Origin of the sequence: Microbispora catharanthi (genome assembly GCF_006334915.2) — a bacterium.
Classification (GTDB): Bacteria; Actinomycetota; Actinomycetes; order Streptosporangiales; family Streptosporangiaceae; genus Microbispora; species Microbispora catharanthi.
In genome coordinates this window covers 100,610-116,656 of record NZ_VDMA02000029.1, presented here as the reverse complement: position 1 = coordinate 116,656, position 16,047 = coordinate 100,610, and the positions used below count along the sequence as shown (strand labels likewise).

Here is a 16,047-nt window from a genome sequence, read left to right as displayed (position 1 = left end):
ACCGGCCTTCACCATGGGCAACGCCTGGCAGTTCTTCATGGGCTACCGCTTCGCCATCTTCAACTACGCCACCCAGTCCCTGGGCGGCGCGGTCACCGTCAACCGCTTCGACCTCACCACCCCCTGAGACGGAAGAACCAAGAAGAAAGATCCTCGCTACTCGACGGCCCGGCGGTAGGTGCACACCTGCACGCCGGTGCCGCCGGTGGCCGCGGAGACGAGTTCGAGCCTGTGCCGCAGGCCGTCGCCCGGGAAGATCGTCTTCCCGCCGCCGAGGATCACCGGCATGACGATCAGCCGCAGCTCGTCGACCAGGCCCTCGTGCAGGAGGGTGCGCACGAGGCTCGGGCTCCCCATGACGACCAGGTCGCCGTCGCCCGCATCCCGCAGTTCGCGGAGGCGGGCGACGGCCGCGTCGCCGGGGATTCGCGTGGTGTTCCAGGTCAGCTCGTCGTCGCTCAGCGTCTCGGACACCACGTATTTCGGCATCGCGTTCATCCGGTCGGCGAACGGGTCACCGGCCCGCGCGGGCCACGCGGCGGCCATGTTCTGCCAGGTGCGACGGCCGTAGAGCAGTCCCTCCGCCTTGCTCACCGTGTCGTTGAAGGCGCCGCCGATGGTCTCCGGGTCGAAGAACGGGTGCGTCCAGCCGCCGTGCGCGAAGCCGCCGTCGGTGTCCTCCTCGGGACCACCCGGCGCCTGCACGACGCCGTCCAGGCTCATGAACTCGATGACCACGATGCGCATGGCGCTCTCCTCTGTGTCTGCCGGTCTGTGTCCGCCGGCGCCGTCGTCGGCTCCGTCGTGGTCCCCACGGTAGCTACCGACAAATTTAATTGTCAAGACAGTTGGAATGTTCGGACACAGCTCGCAGGGCGCGTGAGACGACGGCCTCGGCGGGCCGGCCGAGCACCCGTTCGAGGTCGTCGGTCCGCTGCTCCAGCATCCCCGCGCGGATCTGCGCGTTGATCCAGCTCATCGGGCCCGGCCCGGCGTCGGGCACCTCGCGGTAGGGCACGCCGAGCGCCTCGGCCACCTCCGGATAGCTCCACAGGGGCCCGGTGAAGTCGTACGCCCGGCCCAGATGCCCCTCGCCGGTCAGCACGTTGGCCGCCGCCTCGGCGAGGTCCGACCGGAACGCCGTGTTCAGACCGCGCCCGCCGGTGCTGCTGGTGATCTCACCCTCGACGATCCGCGGGACGAACGCGTCGCTGTAGAAGGGGTGGCGCAGGAACGTGTACGGCAGGCCGCTGCGGATTATGGCCTGCTCGGTGGCGTGATAGGCCTCCGTCATGCCGGTGGCGCCGGTGCCGGCCCCCAGGAAGCTGGTGAAGGCGACCGCGCCGACGCCGGCCTCCTTGGCGGCGGTCACCGCGTTCAGGTGCTGCCCGATCCTGCGGGCGGTGTGGAGCTCCGGAGAGGAGATCAGGAGGAGGCGGGTGGCCCCGTCGAACGCCTCGCGCAGGCTCGCCGGGTCGTCGTAGTCACCGCGGCGTGCCTGCACGCCCTGGGGCGCGCGGCCGGGATCGCGCACCGCGGCCACCACCTCCGTACGGGTGCGTAAGTGCTCGATGACGAGGCGGCCGAGCGCGCCGGAGGCGGCCGAGATAACGATCATGGGCCAAGTAGACTCCCGGCCGTCTCGGCCCTGCCACCGGTTTTCGCGGGGGGACGGTAACGGGCGCGGTAGTCGTCCCAGTCCCAGGTGGACAGGAAGGCCGCCGCGGCCGCCCGGCCGTTGAGGTAGAGGTGGAGCTTCTGCCGCTCGTCGAGGTCGAAGTCGACCACCCCCACACCCTCGGTGTCGACCTGGATGGTGCGGGCCCTGACCCAGGGCTGGTCGAGGTACGTCTGGTCGTGGCCGACGATCGCGGTCCCGACCAGGGACGTCAGCAGCCGCAGGGCGGGCAGGTGGGGAGCCCCGACGAGCGGCAGCCTGAGCGTGTCCTCCCCGAACGCGGGGAGCAGCTTGACCCCGAACGTGGGCCAGCGCGGCTGCCGCCCGTCCGGCCGGTCGAGCGTGTCGATGGGGAAGTTGGACAGCACGCCGCCGTCCACCAGGGTCGACACCAGCCCGGTGCCGGGATTGGCGATCGTGACGGGCTCGAAGAAGAAGGGGATCGACATCGAGGCGCGGACCGCGTCGGCCACCCGCTGCCTGCCCGGCTCCGCCACGCCGTAGACGCTCCGGTAGTCCCACGGCAGGCGCACCAGCCGGCCCAGGGTGACGTCCGTGGCCGTCACCACCAGGCTGTAGCGCTGGTCCTCGCCCATCCAGGGCGCCGGGTCGTCGAGGGCCAGGTCGTCGAACGTCTCGACACCCAGGTCGGCCAGTTCGTTCCCCAGCCACTCCCGTAGGTAGTCGCCCTCGAACACACCCCGTTCGAACAGCAGGGACAGCAGCGAGAACCCCCTGCCGACCAGCGGGACGCGCTCCACGGCGGACGCGTCCCTGAACCTGCGGTAGTCGACGCCGAACAGGAGCTCGCGCATGCGCTCCGGCGGCATCCCGGCCGCGGCCAGCGCTCCCACGACCGCCCCCGCGGAGGTCCCGGCGACCCGGGTGCCGGCGGCCCGCCCGAACCGGTATCCGGCGGCGTGCAGTTCGTGCAGCGCGCCGACCAGGCCCACGCCCTTGACGCCGCCGCCCTCCAGTACCAGGTCGGCCCGCCTGTCCATCCCGGCCATCGGCACCAGCCCTTCTTCCGACCGTCCTCACCCGGATCTACCGCGTTCGGACGGCCCCGGGCCCCGGCGCCGCGCCATCACGACCGAACCCTCATTCCCCCTTGTCCTGCTCCCTGTCTTGGGGATACCAGCGCAGTTCGATGACGTTGCCGTCGGGGTCCTTCAGGTAGACCGAGGTGGCGACGCCCCGCGCCCCGAACCGGGGGCCGGGTCCGTCGATGACGGTGAGGGCGCCGGAGTCGATGACCTCCTGCCAGTCCAGCGGCTCGACGACCAGGCAGAAGTGGTCGACGTTCGGCTCGCCGCGGTCGCCGCGCAGCAGGTCGATGATCGTGTCCGCCGACACCCGCACCGAGGGGAACGGCGCCTTTCCGGCCCGCCACTCGTCGACCCGCACCGGCTCGAGGCCGAGGACGTCGCAGTAGAACGCCAGCGACCGCTCGACGTCCTCCACGGTCAGCACCAGATGATCGAAACCCTTGACGCGCATGTTCGTTGTGCTCATGGATCCAACGATGCTCGTCGCGGCGGCCGGCACCAAGCCCCGATCACGCTACGATCGTTGACTTCCCTAGGACCGGTGGGCGGCACGTTCTCGGAGATGCTGTCCCTCGTCGCCATGGGCAAGGGGGTTCTGCCGGTGGGCGAGCACAGCCGCACGTACTACCCACGCCCCGACGTCGCGTACGTGCCCGTCCGGGACGCGCCGCCGATCGAACGCGGCGCGGTGTGGCCGGCGACCAACACGACCACCCGCGTACGCGAATCCGCCGTCACTCAGTTGCCCGGCGACGCCACGGCGCTCGGCCATCTGATGAGCGCCCTCGACACCGCCCTCTGCACGTGACTGATTCGGCATGGGCTCTTCTGTAACAGGTTGCGGTTGCGGTAGAAGATCACTCGTACCATTTCTCCTCTTCTCGAGGTACATGTGAGAAAGATCCTGCGAGTGGCCGCGGCCCAGATGTTCGCCGCCGCCTTCGTCCTCGCCGCCCTGTCCGCTCCCTCGAACGCCGACACGACCGAGAGCGACGCCGAGATCGCCGCCGAGTGGCAGACCGCCTGGGACACCTACCACTTCACCGACACCACCCCGCCCGCACCCGACTCGGGCCGCAGCCGGGTCACGAACAGCATCTCCGTCGACATCGACGCGCCGATGCCGTCGACCTTCTACAAGTACTCCGACTTCAACAACCACATCGGCAGGAACCCGTTCCTGAAGCGGGTCGTCATGCACAAGGAGTGGCTGGCGGCCCCCACGCTCTATCGCAACCTCACGGCGATCGAGGAGATCCCGTACGAGGGCACGATCGTGGTCAGCAAGACCCACGCGCAGCAGCGGCTCCACGCGGACGGGTTCTACTACGAGACCGACAGCTGGTCGCAGCCCAACGTGGTCACGCACCAGAAGATCGAGTTCACGGTGCTGCCCAGCGGGAAGACCCGGGTCACGGAGAACCTCACCTTCGAGGCGGATTCCTCGCTGATCGACTTCGTCGCCGCGAACGGCACCGCCTCGCACCAGCAGTTGCAGACGGCCCTCAAGCAGGCGATCGAGAGCGGCGAGCTCTGATCCACGGGCATCACTGAAAAGACGGGCGTCTTCCGTGCGGGAGACGCCCGTCTCCTGTCAGTGCCCGATGCCGCCGCCTCTGCTCTCGGCGGCCTGCAGGGTCTGGTTGATCGAGCAGTTCTTGATCCCGCCCCTGCAGTTGCCGCTGAGGGAGTCGGTGAAGACGCTGACGCTCGACACCTGCTGGACGCCGGCGAAGTCGACGGCGCTGTTGCCCGCGGGGGCGTTCACGTTGCGCTTGCCCGTGTTGAGCTGAAAGGGCGGACTGCTGATCGTCGGCGCGTTGGCGGTGTTCATGCCGGCCGTGCGCTGCGTGCCGCCGCCGCCGTGACCGAACCCACCACCGAGGCCGCCCCCGAAACCGGCGAGGCGTGCGCCGATGTGGGCGCCGCCGTGACCGTGGCCCTTGCCCTTCTTTTCCTTGCCCTTTTTGCCCTTCTTGTCCTGGCCGCCCTGACCACCCTGACCACCCTGACCACCGTGGGCGCCCTGACCAGCCTTACCACCATGGCCGTGCGGGCCGTGGCCGGCGGCAGGGACCGGCGCCGCCAGTGCCCGCGGCGCCACCGCGACGCTCGGCATCACGATGAGGAGCGCGGCGACGGCCAGACGCCGGGCGGACTTCGCCACGACGCGGGACCTTTCTGCCCTGTTGTCGCCCATCCGATCCACACCTGCCTTTGCTTTGGTACACAAGCGACGCATCCCGCTCATACCCCTCGCTTCGCCTCTCTTCTCCCGGGGTGCGATGTGCTGTGCGGATGCTGATCCCTTCTTTGCGCTGAGCCCTTCGGCCGCAGCGTCAGGACGTGGCGATGGCGGTGAGCACGTCGAGCCTGGCCGCGTGGCGAGCCGGCAGCAGCCCGGCCGGCAGGCCGGCGACGGCGGCCACGGCGACGACGAGCAGGAGCGGACCGACCGGCAGCGTGAGCGTGGCCTCGGTGGTGCGGCCCAGCGCGGTGACCGTGCCCGCGGCGAAGGCGACGCCCAGGCCGAGCCCGGCGACGATCGCCAGTGCCGCGACGAGGACCGGCCTGCACGCCCGGTTCCCCCGCCCCGGCCTGTATCGCCTGTGGGCCCAGTTCCGCGACGCCCGGGGCCGGGTCCTCACCACGACGTTCACCCTGGAGGCCCGTCAGGAAACGCGCACGAAACGTGCACAGAACGACTCGCAGGCTCTGCACGTCCGTACGGCACCATGCTCGGACGTGCAGAGCATGCATGTGCGCCGACTGCTCCTGGTCATCCTCCTGGTCATCACGGCCGGCCTGATGACGACCGGGTCCACCGCCACCCTGCCGCCCGGAAGGTCCGTCGCGGCGATCGCGACGCTGGTCGGCGACTATCTGGCCACGCACCCCACCGTGAAGCGCGTGCTGCGCTCCAGTGGGATCAGCGTCACGCTCATCTCGTGCGGTGCCGAGACCGGCTCGCCGACCGACCTGTCGGCGGACTTCGGACACGGCTTCAGCGGCCGTCTCATCAGAACGCGGAACGCCACCTACTTCCAGACGCCGATCGGTTCCGAGATCGCTCCCGGGAAGTACTTCGACAAGGTCACCGACTATTACGAGCCGTACAGCCTGCTCGGCATCGGGACACTCGCCATGATGGCCACCAATCTGATCGACGGCCACCGCGCACACGCGCTCCTGATCAATAGGGGCCGCCTCACGGCTGCGAGCATCGAGGGCGGCACCGGCCCCCACACGATTCACTACACCGTCCATATCGACGTGCGCCGAGCCGTCGAACGCCTGAATCTCCCGGCCTACATCGCCTACACCAACCCCATGCCGCTCGACCAGCGGACCGAGGAGGAGTACGCCAAGGTGCGGGCAGGCGATCCGGCCGCACAGGCACGGCTCCGTGCCCGCATCGCCGGCGATCTCGGTCCCTCCGCCGACTACGAGCTGTGGGTGGACCTGAGCGGGCGTCCGGTCCGTTACGTCCTGTCCGCCAAGACACGGACCGAGATGGCCTTCTCGGACTGGGGAACCTGCATGGTCAACGCTCCCCCGTCGGAGCGGGTCCGGGAGCTGAAGGGCTGACCCCGGACCGTCCGGTGCCGCCGACACCACTGCCAGGCGACACCGCTGCTAGACGACACCGCTGCTAGACGACACGAACGCCACCGCCGCGCAGAGCACCCAGCGGCCACGGCACCCGGCCCGGCGCCCTGGCCCCGGCGCCCCGGTCTGCGCGTGTCCGTGTCGCCATCCGGCCCGCTAAATCCGTAGCCGCTTGATGTGGGTCGGCTGGTAGGTGAAGGCCCAGCGGTCGGTGCCGGCTTTGCGGCGGGTGTAGCGGTCGGGGTGGCGGTAGCGGTCGCGGTTGTGGAACTGGCAGGCCGGTCCGAGCAGCTTCAGGTCGGTGAGCCCGCCGTTGCTCCAGTTGTCGGCGTGGTCGATCTGGCACATGGTGGCGGGCAGTGGGCAGCCGTCGATCCAGCAGGTGGCGTAGCGGGCGAACACGGCCCTGCGTTGGGCGGGGGTGGCCAGGCGGACCTTGCGGCCCATGTCCAGCACCTGCCCTTCGGCGTCCATCACCAGGCGGACCAGGCTGCTGGTGCGGGCAAGGCGGTGCACGCTGGAGACCGGCAGCATCTGCCCGGTCGCCAGCAACACCCCCGGCGCCGCCCCCAGCACCGTCCCCGGCACCGCCCCCTGTGACGCTCCCGGTGACGCTCCCGGTGACGCTTCCTGCGCCGTCCCTGCTGACGACTGTCCACGGCGCACGTCGCCGTTGTCCTCGGGCGTGCTCTGCGCATGCCGGCAGTCCCCCGCAGGCCGATGCCCGGCGTGGGCGTGATGCGCGAAGGCATCCTCGGGAGGAGGATCAGGCCGCGCTGTCTGCGAAGGTGAACCGGCATCTGCCCCGGCGTCGCCACAATGGGCGGGGTCGGCAGGGTCGGCAGGATGGCACAGGCCCTCATCCTGAGCAGGTGCGGCAGCGCCGGTGCTGCCCACATCGCAGGGGTCGCCCATCTCGCCGAGGGCACTGCCACCGGCAGCTGCCCCGGCCTCGCCCGGGTCGGCGTCGCTGGCGTTTGTGTCTTCGATGTCGCCGGTGGCGCTGGTGGCGCTGGTGCCCTGGCGGTCCCGGCCGTTCTTGTCGGCCTCGGCGCCCTCCGCGTCCTCGGTACGCTCGGCGTCCTGGGTGTCGTCAATGTCTTCGGGGTGGTCGGTGCCGGGGGCGGCGGGTTCGGGGTCGGTGGGGAGGGATTCGGCGGTGACCAGGACCAGGAGCTCGGCGGCGATCTTCTGCTCCAGCAACGCGATGAACGCATCCGCCTGCCGGACCCGCAACGGCCGGTCATCGCCCTCCGCGCGCGGCTTGGCGTAGGCGTCCAACAGGGCCCGCAGCCGGGCGGCCGCCTCACGCGGCAGGTAGAACTCCCCCTCCACGCCCCCACCCCTGGTCGGGCGGACCCTCAAAAACCGCCGCCCATAGTCGGCCCGCTCATCGCGGTCCTCACCGTCGGGGTCCAGCACCGCCCGCAGATAACGCCCGGCTTTGGCCACCTCCGCCGCACCCGCCTGACCCGCCAACTCCAGCAAAATCGACTCAGCCAACCCCGCATGCTCATCGCTCAACTGCGCGGTGGCCGCGCAGATCGCCTCCACCACCCCCGCCGCCAACCCACCCGTGGCGAACTTCTCCCGCACCCGAGGCAGACGCGCCAACTCCACCGCCAGCGTGAGCAGGCGGCCCGCCCCCGCGACGCTCATGCCTCCGGCGGTGCGTAGCCAGCTGCGGGTGGAGGCATGCCCATGCCGCTTGGCCCGCCCCGCACCATGCACCCGCCCCACCCGCTCAGCAAGAGCGCACGTGATCCGATCCCGCGCGAACAGCAACTCCTCCGCCTCGGCAAGACAGATATCCACATCGTCCGGCACCGCCGTCAGCGCCAACGCTTGCGTCGACTCACGAAGAGAACCCACCAGCACCCACGACGACCGGCCGGCACCGGGTGGGCTGTCGCTGGTGTCCCGACCCGCGTCCTGCCGCAGCTCGGAATCGATGATCGGAAAATGCTCACGGGCGACCGAGTCATCCGCAGACCACAACCGGGAGCCGGAGGTCAACCGGTCCCACCAGTCGCCAGAACTATTCGAACGACGAAGGTGCTCGGGATCGAGGTCGAACAGATCCATCGCATCTCCTCGCAAGATTCGAAATTCTGTTTTAATTTTCTCCCGTCAACCTCACACTGAGCAACCGTGTACCACGATTTGTTGGAGCTACAGGCTTACGGTGCAGAGAAGAGGAGATCGAGCAGGGTGTGGAACACCGAGGAGAGCCCGACCACGACGAGAACGGGGATCGCCAGGCTGAGACAGAGAGCCAGCACGCAGCCACTACCTGCGCCCATCGGGTTGGGAACCGGATCCTGTGGCTCCAGCCCACGCCACAGCGATCGGGGTTCGAGGAGAAGGAACAGCATCGCGCCCACCTCGCCCACGGTGAACAGCCAGAACCAGGCCCATCTGTTTCCCAGCCTGGGCCGGCCCGTACCGATCATGATGAAGAGCGCGGCGATCCAGGCCCCGCCGACGAGCCAGGTCGCGCCGTGGAACGGCACGAGGAACGGCCAGCCCGAGAAGAGCCGTTGGCGCGAGTGAGCGAGCGTGGCCTCCGGGCGGGGAACGGCGGCGTTCAGGTCGCGCTGGAGTTTGCGAGGGGTGTAGGCCCCGTTCGCGGAGCGGTCGGCGTGATACCAGAACAGAGGGCCCGTCGACCACCGCAGATCCACCGGGGTGCCGTAGTAGATGACGTACGTGACCTGCCCGCTCCGGAGCGCGGTGTGAAAGTCGGCCAGGGTGCGCTCGCGCGGGGTCATGCTGAGCACGCTTACCAGAGCGCCCCACAGCAGCACGACCAGCAACGCCACGCGCACCCATAGCCCCGCGATTCGGTACGGAAGTCGCATGACCCGAGCTTCCCTCAGCGGGCGCGCGACAGCATCCCTCTTCCGAAGACGGCTACAGCCGGTCCTGGCGGGGCAGCACCACCTCGCGGGCCAGGAGGAGCAGGGCCGCCGCCAGCGGGATGCCGAGCAGGGCCCCGACGATGCCGAGCAGCGCCCCGCCGAGCAGGGCTCCGACGATGGTCGCCACGGGCGGCACGTCGACCGACGACTTGAACACCTTCGGGGAGATCCAGTAGTTCTCGACCTGCTGGTAGACGACGAAGAAGATCACGCAGGCGATGCCGACCTGCACCGAGGAGAGGAAGCCCACCCCCGAGGCCACGACCGCGCCGATGACCGCGCCCACGAGGGGGATCAGGTCGGTGACCGCGACGAAGATGGCCAGCGCGAGCGCGTACGGCACCTTCAGCATGGCCAGGAACAGGAAGGTCACCACGCCGGCGATCAGCGAGATGATCAAATTGCCCGCGACGTAACCGCCGATCTGGTTGATGATCTCGTCTCCGAGCAGGCGGACCCGCGTACGGCGTGAGCGGGGCACGAACCGGTAGGCCGTCTCCTTGATGGAGTTGAGCGACCCGAGGAAGTAGAGCGTGAGCACGAGCACGGTGAAGGCGCTGAACAGCGCGCTGATCACTATGCTCGCCACACCGAGGAGGCCGCCGAACATCTGGGTGGCCAGCCCGCCGCCCGCGACGTATTGCTGGATCTTGTCGAGGATCTGGTAGCGCTCGTCCACCGAGCGGATCAGCGGGTGGTTCTGGAGCTGCTGCACGTAGTCGGGCAGTTGCCGGGCGAACCCTGTGGTCTGCTCGGTGAGCGGCGGCACGACCGCGAGCCCGAAGACCACGAAGAACGCGATGGCCGACCCGAACACGATCGTGATCGCGAGGCGGCGGGACAGGTTGCGCCGCTGGAGCGCCTCGACCGCGGGGTTCAGGCCGATGGCCAGGAACAGCGAGATCACGATCAGCACGAGCGCCGAGCCGGCGCTGGCGATCGCCTGCACCAGGAGCCATGCGGTGAGCACGCCCAGGGCGCCGGTCAGGCCGAACATGAAAGGGTTGCTGCGCAGCGGGCGTCCCGGCAGGCCGAACGGCCGGTCGGAGGCCATCGCGCCGTCGGCGCCGTGATCGACGCGATCGACGCGATCGACGCCCGGCCGGCTCACGCCGTCCGGGGACTGGTCGGGGGTCGCCGGGGAGCCGGTCGGCTCCGGCGTCGTCTCCGGCGTCGTCTCCCCCTGGCCGGGGAGCGAGGGGAACACGCTGGAGATGCCGCTTCCTGGGGATAGACCGCTGTCGGACACGCCCCCACTGCTGCCCCATCAAGGTCACTCGACACGGATTTATCCGGACAAGTCGCCCTTTTGTCCCTGGTTGGTGAGAGCCGCGTCCCCCAGATGGCGCTCGATCGCTCCGTTGACCTCGGCGCCCAGCAGCACGATCAGCGTGGAGAGATACAGCCAGAGCATGAGCACGGCCACGGCCGCGACCGCGCCGTACGTCTGGTTGAAGCGCCCGAAGCCGGTCACGAAGACCGACAGGCCCGCCGAGACCACCACCAGGGCGGGCATCGCAAGCCCCACCCCCCAGGTGACCGACCGCCACCGCGACTCCCGGCGGCTGCCGGGGACGAACCGGTAGAGCAGCGCCAGTCCCGCCCCGATGAGCAGGACGAGCGCCGCCCAGCGCGCCACCGAGACGGCGGCCCGGGCCACCCGACCGAGGCCGATGTGTCCCAGCACGACCGGGAACGCGGCGACGAGCGCCAGCAGAATCGACACTCCGGCGATCGCCACGACCGTGTAGAGCAGCGCCAGCAGACGGGTGCCGACGAGGCCGTGACTCTCCCGGCCTCCGTACACCGTGTTCAGGCCCCGCATGAGCGCCTGGACGGCCCTCGACGACGCCCACAGCAGGCCGACGAGGCTCAGCGCGAGATTGATGCTGAGCCCTCTCTCTCCGGCGCGCACGGCGGCGGCGAGCTGGGAGACCAGCAGGCGGGCGACAGGTCCGGGCAGCGGCCGGGTCAGCGACGCCAGTTGCCCGGCCGCCTGCCGGGGGTCGGCCACCAGCCCGTAGACCGACACCACGACCAGCAGCATCGGGAAGATCGACAGCGTCCCCCAGAAGGCGATGCCGGCGGCCAGCAGGGACAGCCGCTCCCGCTTCGCCTCCTCCCGCACCCGCCCGGCGATCCTCTTCCAGTCCTCCACCGGCACTCTCATGGCCGGTGCGACGATCGGGCGGCCCGCAGCAGCGCGGCGCCCATGAGATAGACCGGGAGCATCGGCGCGGGCAGGCCCGCCGAGCCGGTGAGCGCGGCGCCGAGCAGGCCCGCGACGACCAGGCCGGTCCCCGCCAGGGTCACGGCCGCCGTCCCTGCCCCCGTCTTCCCGGCGCCCGGCGCCGGGCAGGGGCCCCCACGCCGCTCTATGAAGGCGAACAGGGCGACGAGGATCGCGAGGGTCGCCGTCAGGAACGCGAGCCAGGGCACGCGCAGGAGCAGCCAGGCGGCCGATCCGGGAGGCGGCTGCGGCAGCAGGCCGGTGATGTAGAGGGCGGGCACGGCGATCACGACCGCGGTCATGTGCCAGAGGAACACCGTCATGATCACGGAGTTGGCCGCGACGACGGCCGTCCACGGGCGCGTACGGCGCAGCATGCGGCCACCGCGATCGTGCAGGAGCAGGGCGATCCCCGTCTGCGCGACCGCCAGGGCGAGCAGCGCGAGCGTCGGCGGCGAGGTGTTCTGCAGGCGGTCGCCGGGATCGGTCACCATGCTCACCGGGTATGGCCCCGGGACGGTCAACAGCACGAGTGCCGCCAGGCCGCCCGCGATCATGGGCACGGCCACGCGGGGACGGGCGGACAGGGCCCCCTCCCGCCAGGCTATGCCGAGCTGGTAGACCGCCGCCCAGGCCAGCAGGTAGTTGGCCGCGCCGAGCACGGCCGGGCCGCCGAGCAGCCGCGCCGCGTCGCCGAACGCCACCAGCACCGCGAACGCGGCGGGCACCGCGAGGCCCGCCCTGCGGTGGAGCGCCAGCAGGATCGGGGTCAGCAGGACGACCGTGACGTACGCGATGAGGAACCACAACGGCAGGCAGGCGAGCCAGACTCCCATGCCCACGGTGGCGGGGTCGGTCCCCAGGAGGAGCGCGAGCAGGGCCGCGCCGCCCAGGGTGAGCAGGAACGCCGTCGTCGGGCGGATCAGGCGGTCGGTGCGGCACAGGAACCAGCCGATCGCGTCGCCACCCCGCCGCCGGTAGGAGCCGAGCGAGGCGGCTCCCGCGAAGCCGCCCACCAGGAAGAAGACCGGCATGACCTGGAACAGCCAGGTGAGCGGCCTGGCCCAGGAGACGAACGCGAGGACCGTGTCGCCTCCGACCCGCTCGCCGTACGTCACCACGACGGCCAGCCAGTGCCCGAGGACCACCAGCGCGATGGCGACGGCGCGCAGCAGATCGATGTGACGGTCGCGGCCGGGCGGCGTGCGCTCCGCCGCACGCCGCAGCGGTGTGAACATCTAGTCGCTCTGATGCTGCGGCTCGCTGATCTCCTTGACCACCGGCGTGAGCAGGTCGGCGGTGAGCTGGTGCATCTGGAGGAGCAGATCGTCGATCGTCAGCATGCCGACCACGCCTCCCTCTGCGGCCACCGGGAGCCTGCGGAAGGAGTGACGGCGGAACGTGTCGAAGGCCACCTCGACCTCGTCCTCCGCCTGCACCACCACCGGGTGCTCCGACATCACCCGGCCGACCGGCGTGTCCCCGTCCCTGTCCTGGGCGAGCACCCGTACGGCGAGGTCACGGTCGGTCACTATGCCGGCGATGCCCCGCCCCTCCGACACCACGACGCAGCCGACGCCCGAGTAGTCCATGTGCCGCGCGACGTCCCGCACCGGCGTGATCGGCGGGACCACGACCACCGGCGTGGACATGACATCTTTGATCTTCATGGCCGGCTCTCCCCCTCGTACGGAAGTCCGCCCCGCTTGTGACCTAATGCCCTATTTATCCCCTCAAGTCCGAATAAACGTGGAGATGGAGGTGATCCTCATGATCACGCTGAGCATCATCAAGGCCGACACAGGGGGGTTCGTCGGCCACACCGCCGTCCATCCCCGGCTGATGGCCGAGGCGAGGCGGGAGATCGAGCGGGCGAAGTCCTCCGGACTCCTCATCGACGGCCACGCGGACAGTTGCGGTGACGACATCTCGCTCATCATGACCCACACCTACGGCCAGGAGGCGGGGCTGATCCACTCCTTCGCCTGGGACACCTTCCAGGCGACCACCCACCTCGCCAAGGAACTCGGCCTGTACGGCGCCGGCCAGGACCTGCTGTCGGACGCCTTCTCTGGCAACCTGCGCGGCATGGGCCCGGGCTACGCGGAGCTGGAGTTCGAGGAGCGGCCGTCGGAGCCGGTGCTGTGCTTCCTGGCGGACAAGACCGAGCCGGGCGCGTGGAACCTCCCGCTGTACAAGATGTTCGCCGACCCGTCCAACACCGCCGGGCTGGTGATCGACGAGAAGATGCACGCCGGGTTCGCGTTCGAGGTGTACGACCTGTACGAGGAGCGGCGCATCGTCTTCGACTGCCCGGCGGACCTGTACGACATGCTGATGTACATCGGCGCCCCGGCGCGCTACGTGATCCACGGTGTCCGCTCCAAGACGCTGGGCATGACCGCGGCGGCGACCAGCACCCAGCGGCTGTCGCTGATCGCCGGCAAGTACGTCGGCAAGGACGACCCGGTCATGATCGTGCGCTGCCAGTCGGGCCTGCCGGCCGTGGGCGAGGCGCTGGAGCCGTTCGCCTTCGCCTACTCGGTGGCCGGGTGCATGCGCGGCTCGCACCACGCGCCGCTGATGCCGGTGGCCACCGGACAGGCGCACCCGTCGCGGTTCGACGGCCCGCCGCGGGTGGTCGCGCTCGGCTTCCAGATCAAGGACGGCCGGCTGATCGGCCCGCGCGACATGTTCGACGACCCGGCGTTCGACGGAGCCCGGCGGCAGGCCGTCGAGGTGATGGACTACCTGCGCCGTCACGGCCCGTTCGAGCCGCACCGGCTGCCGCTCGAGGACCTGGAATACACCACCATGACCTCCATCACCAAGCGCCTGGCACACCGCTGGACGCCGATCACGACCGAGGTCGCGACCCCGGTCGGGTCGTGACTGACCATGAAAGCGTCGGTCGGCGACCGCCTGATCGTCGAGAGCATCCATCGGGGCAGGGCGGGCCGCATCGGGATCGTGATGGCGCTCTACCACACCGACGGCTCGCCTCCCTACCTCGTGCGATGGCTCGACGAGGAGCGGGAGACGCTGTGCTTCTATCCCGGGCCCGACGCCCGGATCGAGCACTACTGGGAGCGGGTGCCGGAGAGCCCCTGACCGCCCAGCAGGTCACGCACCTCGCGCGGTAGCTGACCGAGCGCGTGGTCGACCACCCCCGGCGTCAGCTCCTCGTACATCACCGCGGTCACCGCCCTGGCGAGCTTGGGCACGTCGGCGTTGGCGATGCGGCCGGTGGCGGCGAAATGGGCCGCGAACTCCTCGCGGTCCCGGCGGATCGGCACCGCCGTGGGATCCCAGCCGTTGTAGTAGATCCCGCGCAGCAGATCGGGCAGTTGCGCGGCGAGGTGCGCCGCAGCGGGCACCGGGAGGCCGTCGCGCACGGCGTGCAGCCAGGTCCGCAGCACGCGGTGGGCGAACTCCCTGTCCTCGGTGCCGATGGCCCCCGCGAGGGCGGCCAGCCACCGGTTGGTCGTCTGGACCGTGTGGTCAAGGCTGTGCACGTGATGGGTGGTGGACATGACGTCCTCCTCAGCTGACAGTCACTCCATCCCACGCTGCGCACCCGGCCACGTCTTCTACCAGGGCCGATGGTCCCTATTCTGCGGCAAGCCGCAAACACTCGACCACGTCCTCGTCGCTCGTCTGGGTGAAGTCGTCGTACCACGCGCCGATCGCGTAGAAGTGGTCGGGCGTGTCCAGGCAGACGATCTCGTCGGCGTCCCTGCGCAGGCTCGCGATCGTCTCGGGGGCGCCGACCGGCACCGCGAGCACCACCCGGGAGGCCCCGTGCGCGCGGGCCACCTGGCAGGCGGCGCGGGCCGTCCCGCCCGTCGCGATCCCGTCGTCCACCACGATCGCCGTGCGGCCGGCCAGGTCCACCGGCTCGCGGCCGGCCCGGAAGCGGCGGGCGCGGCGCTCCAGCTCGGCCCGCTCGCGGCGTTCCACCTCGGCCATCTCGGCGTGAGTGATGTTGGCGAGCCGTACGACGTCGGGGTTCACCACCCGCACCCCGCCCTCGCCGATGGCGCCGAAGCCCAGCTCCGGCTGGTACGGCACGCCCAGCTTGCGTACGACGATCACGTCCAAGGGGGCGCCGAGGGCCCTGGCCACCTGGAACGCCACCGGCACGCCCCCTCGGGGCAGCCCGAGGACGACCGCGTCCTCCGCCCCCTGGAGTCCGCGCAACCGCTCGCCCAGGCGCAGGCCCGCGTCACGACGATCGACGAACACGGCGGTCACCCTGCCTTTCACCCTGTCTTTCACCGTCGGCCCCCGCCGCCGTCCGCGGTAGGGCCGAAGGGCCCGGGGAAGACTTGGAGCATGTCCCATCCTGAAGAGATCGACGAGCTGAGAGCCAGGCTCGACGCGACGGAACGGCAGGTGCGCACGCTCGCCGAGGCCGTCCGGGTGCTGGCGGGCGGCCTGGAGGGCGGGCCGCTGGAGGAGGCCGGGCAGGCCCGGCCCGAGCACGCCGCCCGGCTCGCCCACGAACTGCTGCTCGCGGCCGGCCTGATCCAGCCGAAAGAGAGCGAAGGCCCATAGACT

Annotated in this window: 20 protein-coding genes; 6 read left to right on the top strand and 14 right to left on the bottom strand. The window is 70.3% G+C overall.

Annotation, left to right across the window (positions count from 1 at the left end; genetic code table 11):
• Positions 1-156: 156 nt before the first annotated feature.
• From FH610_RS37525 to FH610_RS37510, 4 genes are all read right to left on the bottom strand, one after another.
• Positions 157-747, bottom strand: a complete 591-nt coding sequence (locus FH610_RS37525; protein ID WP_139579978.1) for a dihydrofolate reductase family protein — start codon at positions 745-747, stop codon at positions 157-159.
• A gap of 85 nt (positions 748-832) precedes the next feature.
• The gene (locus FH610_RS37520) at positions 833-1,618 is read right to left on the bottom strand and encodes an NAD(P)H-binding protein (RefSeq protein ID WP_205826348.1); all 786 of its coding nucleotides are present in this window, start codon (positions 1,616-1,618) and stop codon (positions 833-835) included.
• The gene (locus FH610_RS37515) at positions 1,615-2,688 is read right to left on the bottom strand and encodes a patatin-like phospholipase family protein (protein ID WP_139579977.1); all 1,074 of its coding nucleotides are present in this window, start codon (positions 2,686-2,688) and stop codon (positions 1,615-1,617) included. Before FH610_RS37515 ends, FH610_RS37520 begins: the two co-directional genes overlap by 4 nt.
• A gap of 91 nt (positions 2,689-2,779) precedes the next feature.
• Positions 2,780-3,193: a VOC family protein gene (locus FH610_RS37510; RefSeq protein WP_240809426.1), complete on the bottom strand. Its 414-nt coding sequence runs from the start codon at positions 3,191-3,193 to the stop codon at positions 2,780-2,782.
• A gap of 57 nt (positions 3,194-3,250) precedes the next feature.
• On the opposite strand from FH610_RS37510, the gene FH610_RS37505 reads away from it, so the two are divergent.
• Together FH610_RS37505 and FH610_RS37500 are read left to right on the top strand one after the other, a co-directional pair.
• Entirely contained in the window at positions 3,251-3,535 is a 285-nt protein-coding gene (locus FH610_RS37505) for a type 2 periplasmic-binding domain-containing protein (protein WP_205826347.1), read from the top strand.
• A gap of 84 nt (positions 3,536-3,619) precedes the next feature.
• Positions 3,620-4,264, top strand: a complete 645-nt coding sequence (locus FH610_RS37500; RefSeq protein WP_139579976.1) for a hypothetical protein — start codon at positions 3,620-3,622, stop codon at positions 4,262-4,264.
• 57 nt (positions 4,265-4,321) lie between these two features.
• On the opposite strand, the gene FH610_RS37495 is transcribed toward FH610_RS37500, so the two are convergent.
• Together FH610_RS37495 and FH610_RS37490 are read right to left on the bottom strand one after the other, a co-directional pair.
• On the bottom strand, positions 4,322-4,894 hold the full coding sequence (locus FH610_RS37495) for a hypothetical protein (RefSeq protein WP_139579975.1): 573 nt from the start codon (positions 4,892-4,894) through the stop codon (positions 4,322-4,324).
• 172 nt (positions 4,895-5,066) lie between these two features.
• A complete protein-coding gene (locus FH610_RS37490; protein ID WP_161628181.1) occupies positions 5,067-5,378 on the bottom strand; it encodes an FtsX-like permease family protein in 312 nt (103 codons plus the stop codon).
• Between the two features lie 94 nt (positions 5,379-5,472).
• Between FH610_RS37490 and FH610_RS37485 the strand changes: the two genes are divergently transcribed.
• Positions 5,473-6,315 (top strand): hypothetical protein, encoded by an 843-nt coding sequence (locus tag FH610_RS37485; RefSeq protein ID WP_139579973.1) that lies wholly within the window; start codon positions 5,473-5,475, stop codon positions 6,313-6,315.
• 177 nt (positions 6,316-6,492) lie between these two features.
• Here FH610_RS37485 and FH610_RS37480 read toward each other — a convergent pair whose 3' ends face one another.
• The 6 genes from FH610_RS37480 to FH610_RS37455 form a co-directional block, all read right to left on the bottom strand.
• Positions 6,493-8,421: an HNH endonuclease signature motif containing protein gene (locus FH610_RS37480; protein WP_139579972.1), complete on the bottom strand. Its 1,929-nt coding sequence runs from the start codon at positions 8,419-8,421 to the stop codon at positions 6,493-6,495.
• A gap of 95 nt (positions 8,422-8,516) precedes the next feature.
• The gene (locus tag FH610_RS37475) at positions 8,517-9,197 is read right to left on the bottom strand and encodes a hypothetical protein (RefSeq protein ID WP_139579971.1); all 681 of its coding nucleotides are present in this window, start codon (positions 9,195-9,197) and stop codon (positions 8,517-8,519) included.
• A 52-nt stretch (positions 9,198-9,249) separates the two neighbouring features.
• Positions 9,250-10,464, bottom strand: a complete 1,215-nt coding sequence (locus FH610_RS37470) for an AI-2E family transporter (protein ID WP_240809425.1) — start codon at positions 10,462-10,464, stop codon at positions 9,250-9,252.
• An 81-nt stretch (positions 10,465-10,545) separates the two neighbouring features.
• Positions 10,546-11,427: a YihY/virulence factor BrkB family protein gene (locus FH610_RS37465; RefSeq protein ID WP_139579970.1), complete on the bottom strand. Its 882-nt coding sequence runs from the start codon at positions 11,425-11,427 to the stop codon at positions 10,546-10,548.
• The gene (locus FH610_RS37460; RefSeq protein ID WP_139579969.1) at positions 11,424-12,725 is read right to left on the bottom strand and encodes an acyltransferase family protein; all 1,302 of its coding nucleotides are present in this window, start codon (positions 12,723-12,725) and stop codon (positions 11,424-11,426) included. The genes FH610_RS37465 and FH610_RS37460 overlap by 4 nt, the downstream gene beginning before the upstream one ends.
• Positions 12,726-13,157, bottom strand: coding sequence for a CBS domain-containing protein (locus FH610_RS37455; RefSeq protein ID WP_139579968.1), 432 nt, complete (start codon positions 13,155-13,157; stop codon positions 12,726-12,728). It lies immediately after the preceding gene.
• Positions 13,158-13,257: 100 nt separating this feature from the next.
• Between FH610_RS37455 and fbp the strand changes: the two genes are divergently transcribed.
• Together fbp and FH610_RS37445 are read left to right on the top strand one after the other, a co-directional pair.
• Positions 13,258-14,379, top strand: a complete 1,122-nt coding sequence (gene fbp, locus FH610_RS37450) for a fructose-1,6-bisphosphate aldolase/phosphatase (RefSeq protein ID WP_139579967.1) — start codon at positions 13,258-13,260, stop codon at positions 14,377-14,379.
• A gap of 6 nt (positions 14,380-14,385) precedes the next feature.
• Positions 14,386-14,598, top strand: a complete 213-nt coding sequence (locus FH610_RS37445) for a DUF1918 domain-containing protein (RefSeq protein WP_139579966.1) — start codon at positions 14,386-14,388, stop codon at positions 14,596-14,598.
• Here FH610_RS37445 and FH610_RS37440 read toward each other — a convergent pair.
• Both FH610_RS37440 and FH610_RS37435 read right to left on the bottom strand, forming a co-directional pair.
• Complete coding sequence (locus FH610_RS37440) at positions 14,568-15,020, bottom strand: DUF2267 domain-containing protein (RefSeq protein WP_139579965.1); 453 nt, start codon at positions 15,018-15,020, stop codon at positions 14,568-14,570. The genes FH610_RS37445 and FH610_RS37440 overlap by 31 nt on opposite strands.
• Before the next feature lie 76 nt (positions 15,021-15,096).
• Positions 15,097-15,732 carry a phosphoribosyltransferase gene (locus FH610_RS37435; RefSeq protein WP_183533961.1) on the bottom strand — a complete coding sequence of 212 codons (636 nt, stop codon included), beginning with the start codon at positions 15,730-15,732 and terminating at the stop codon, positions 15,097-15,099.
• A 90-nt stretch (positions 15,733-15,822) separates the two neighbouring features.
• On the opposite strand from FH610_RS37435, the gene FH610_RS37430 reads away from it, so the two are divergent.
• The gene (locus tag FH610_RS37430) at positions 15,823-16,044 is read left to right on the top strand and encodes a hypothetical protein (protein ID WP_139579963.1); all 222 of its coding nucleotides are present in this window, start codon (positions 15,823-15,825) and stop codon (positions 16,042-16,044) included.
• Positions 16,045-16,047: the final 3 nt, after the last annotated feature.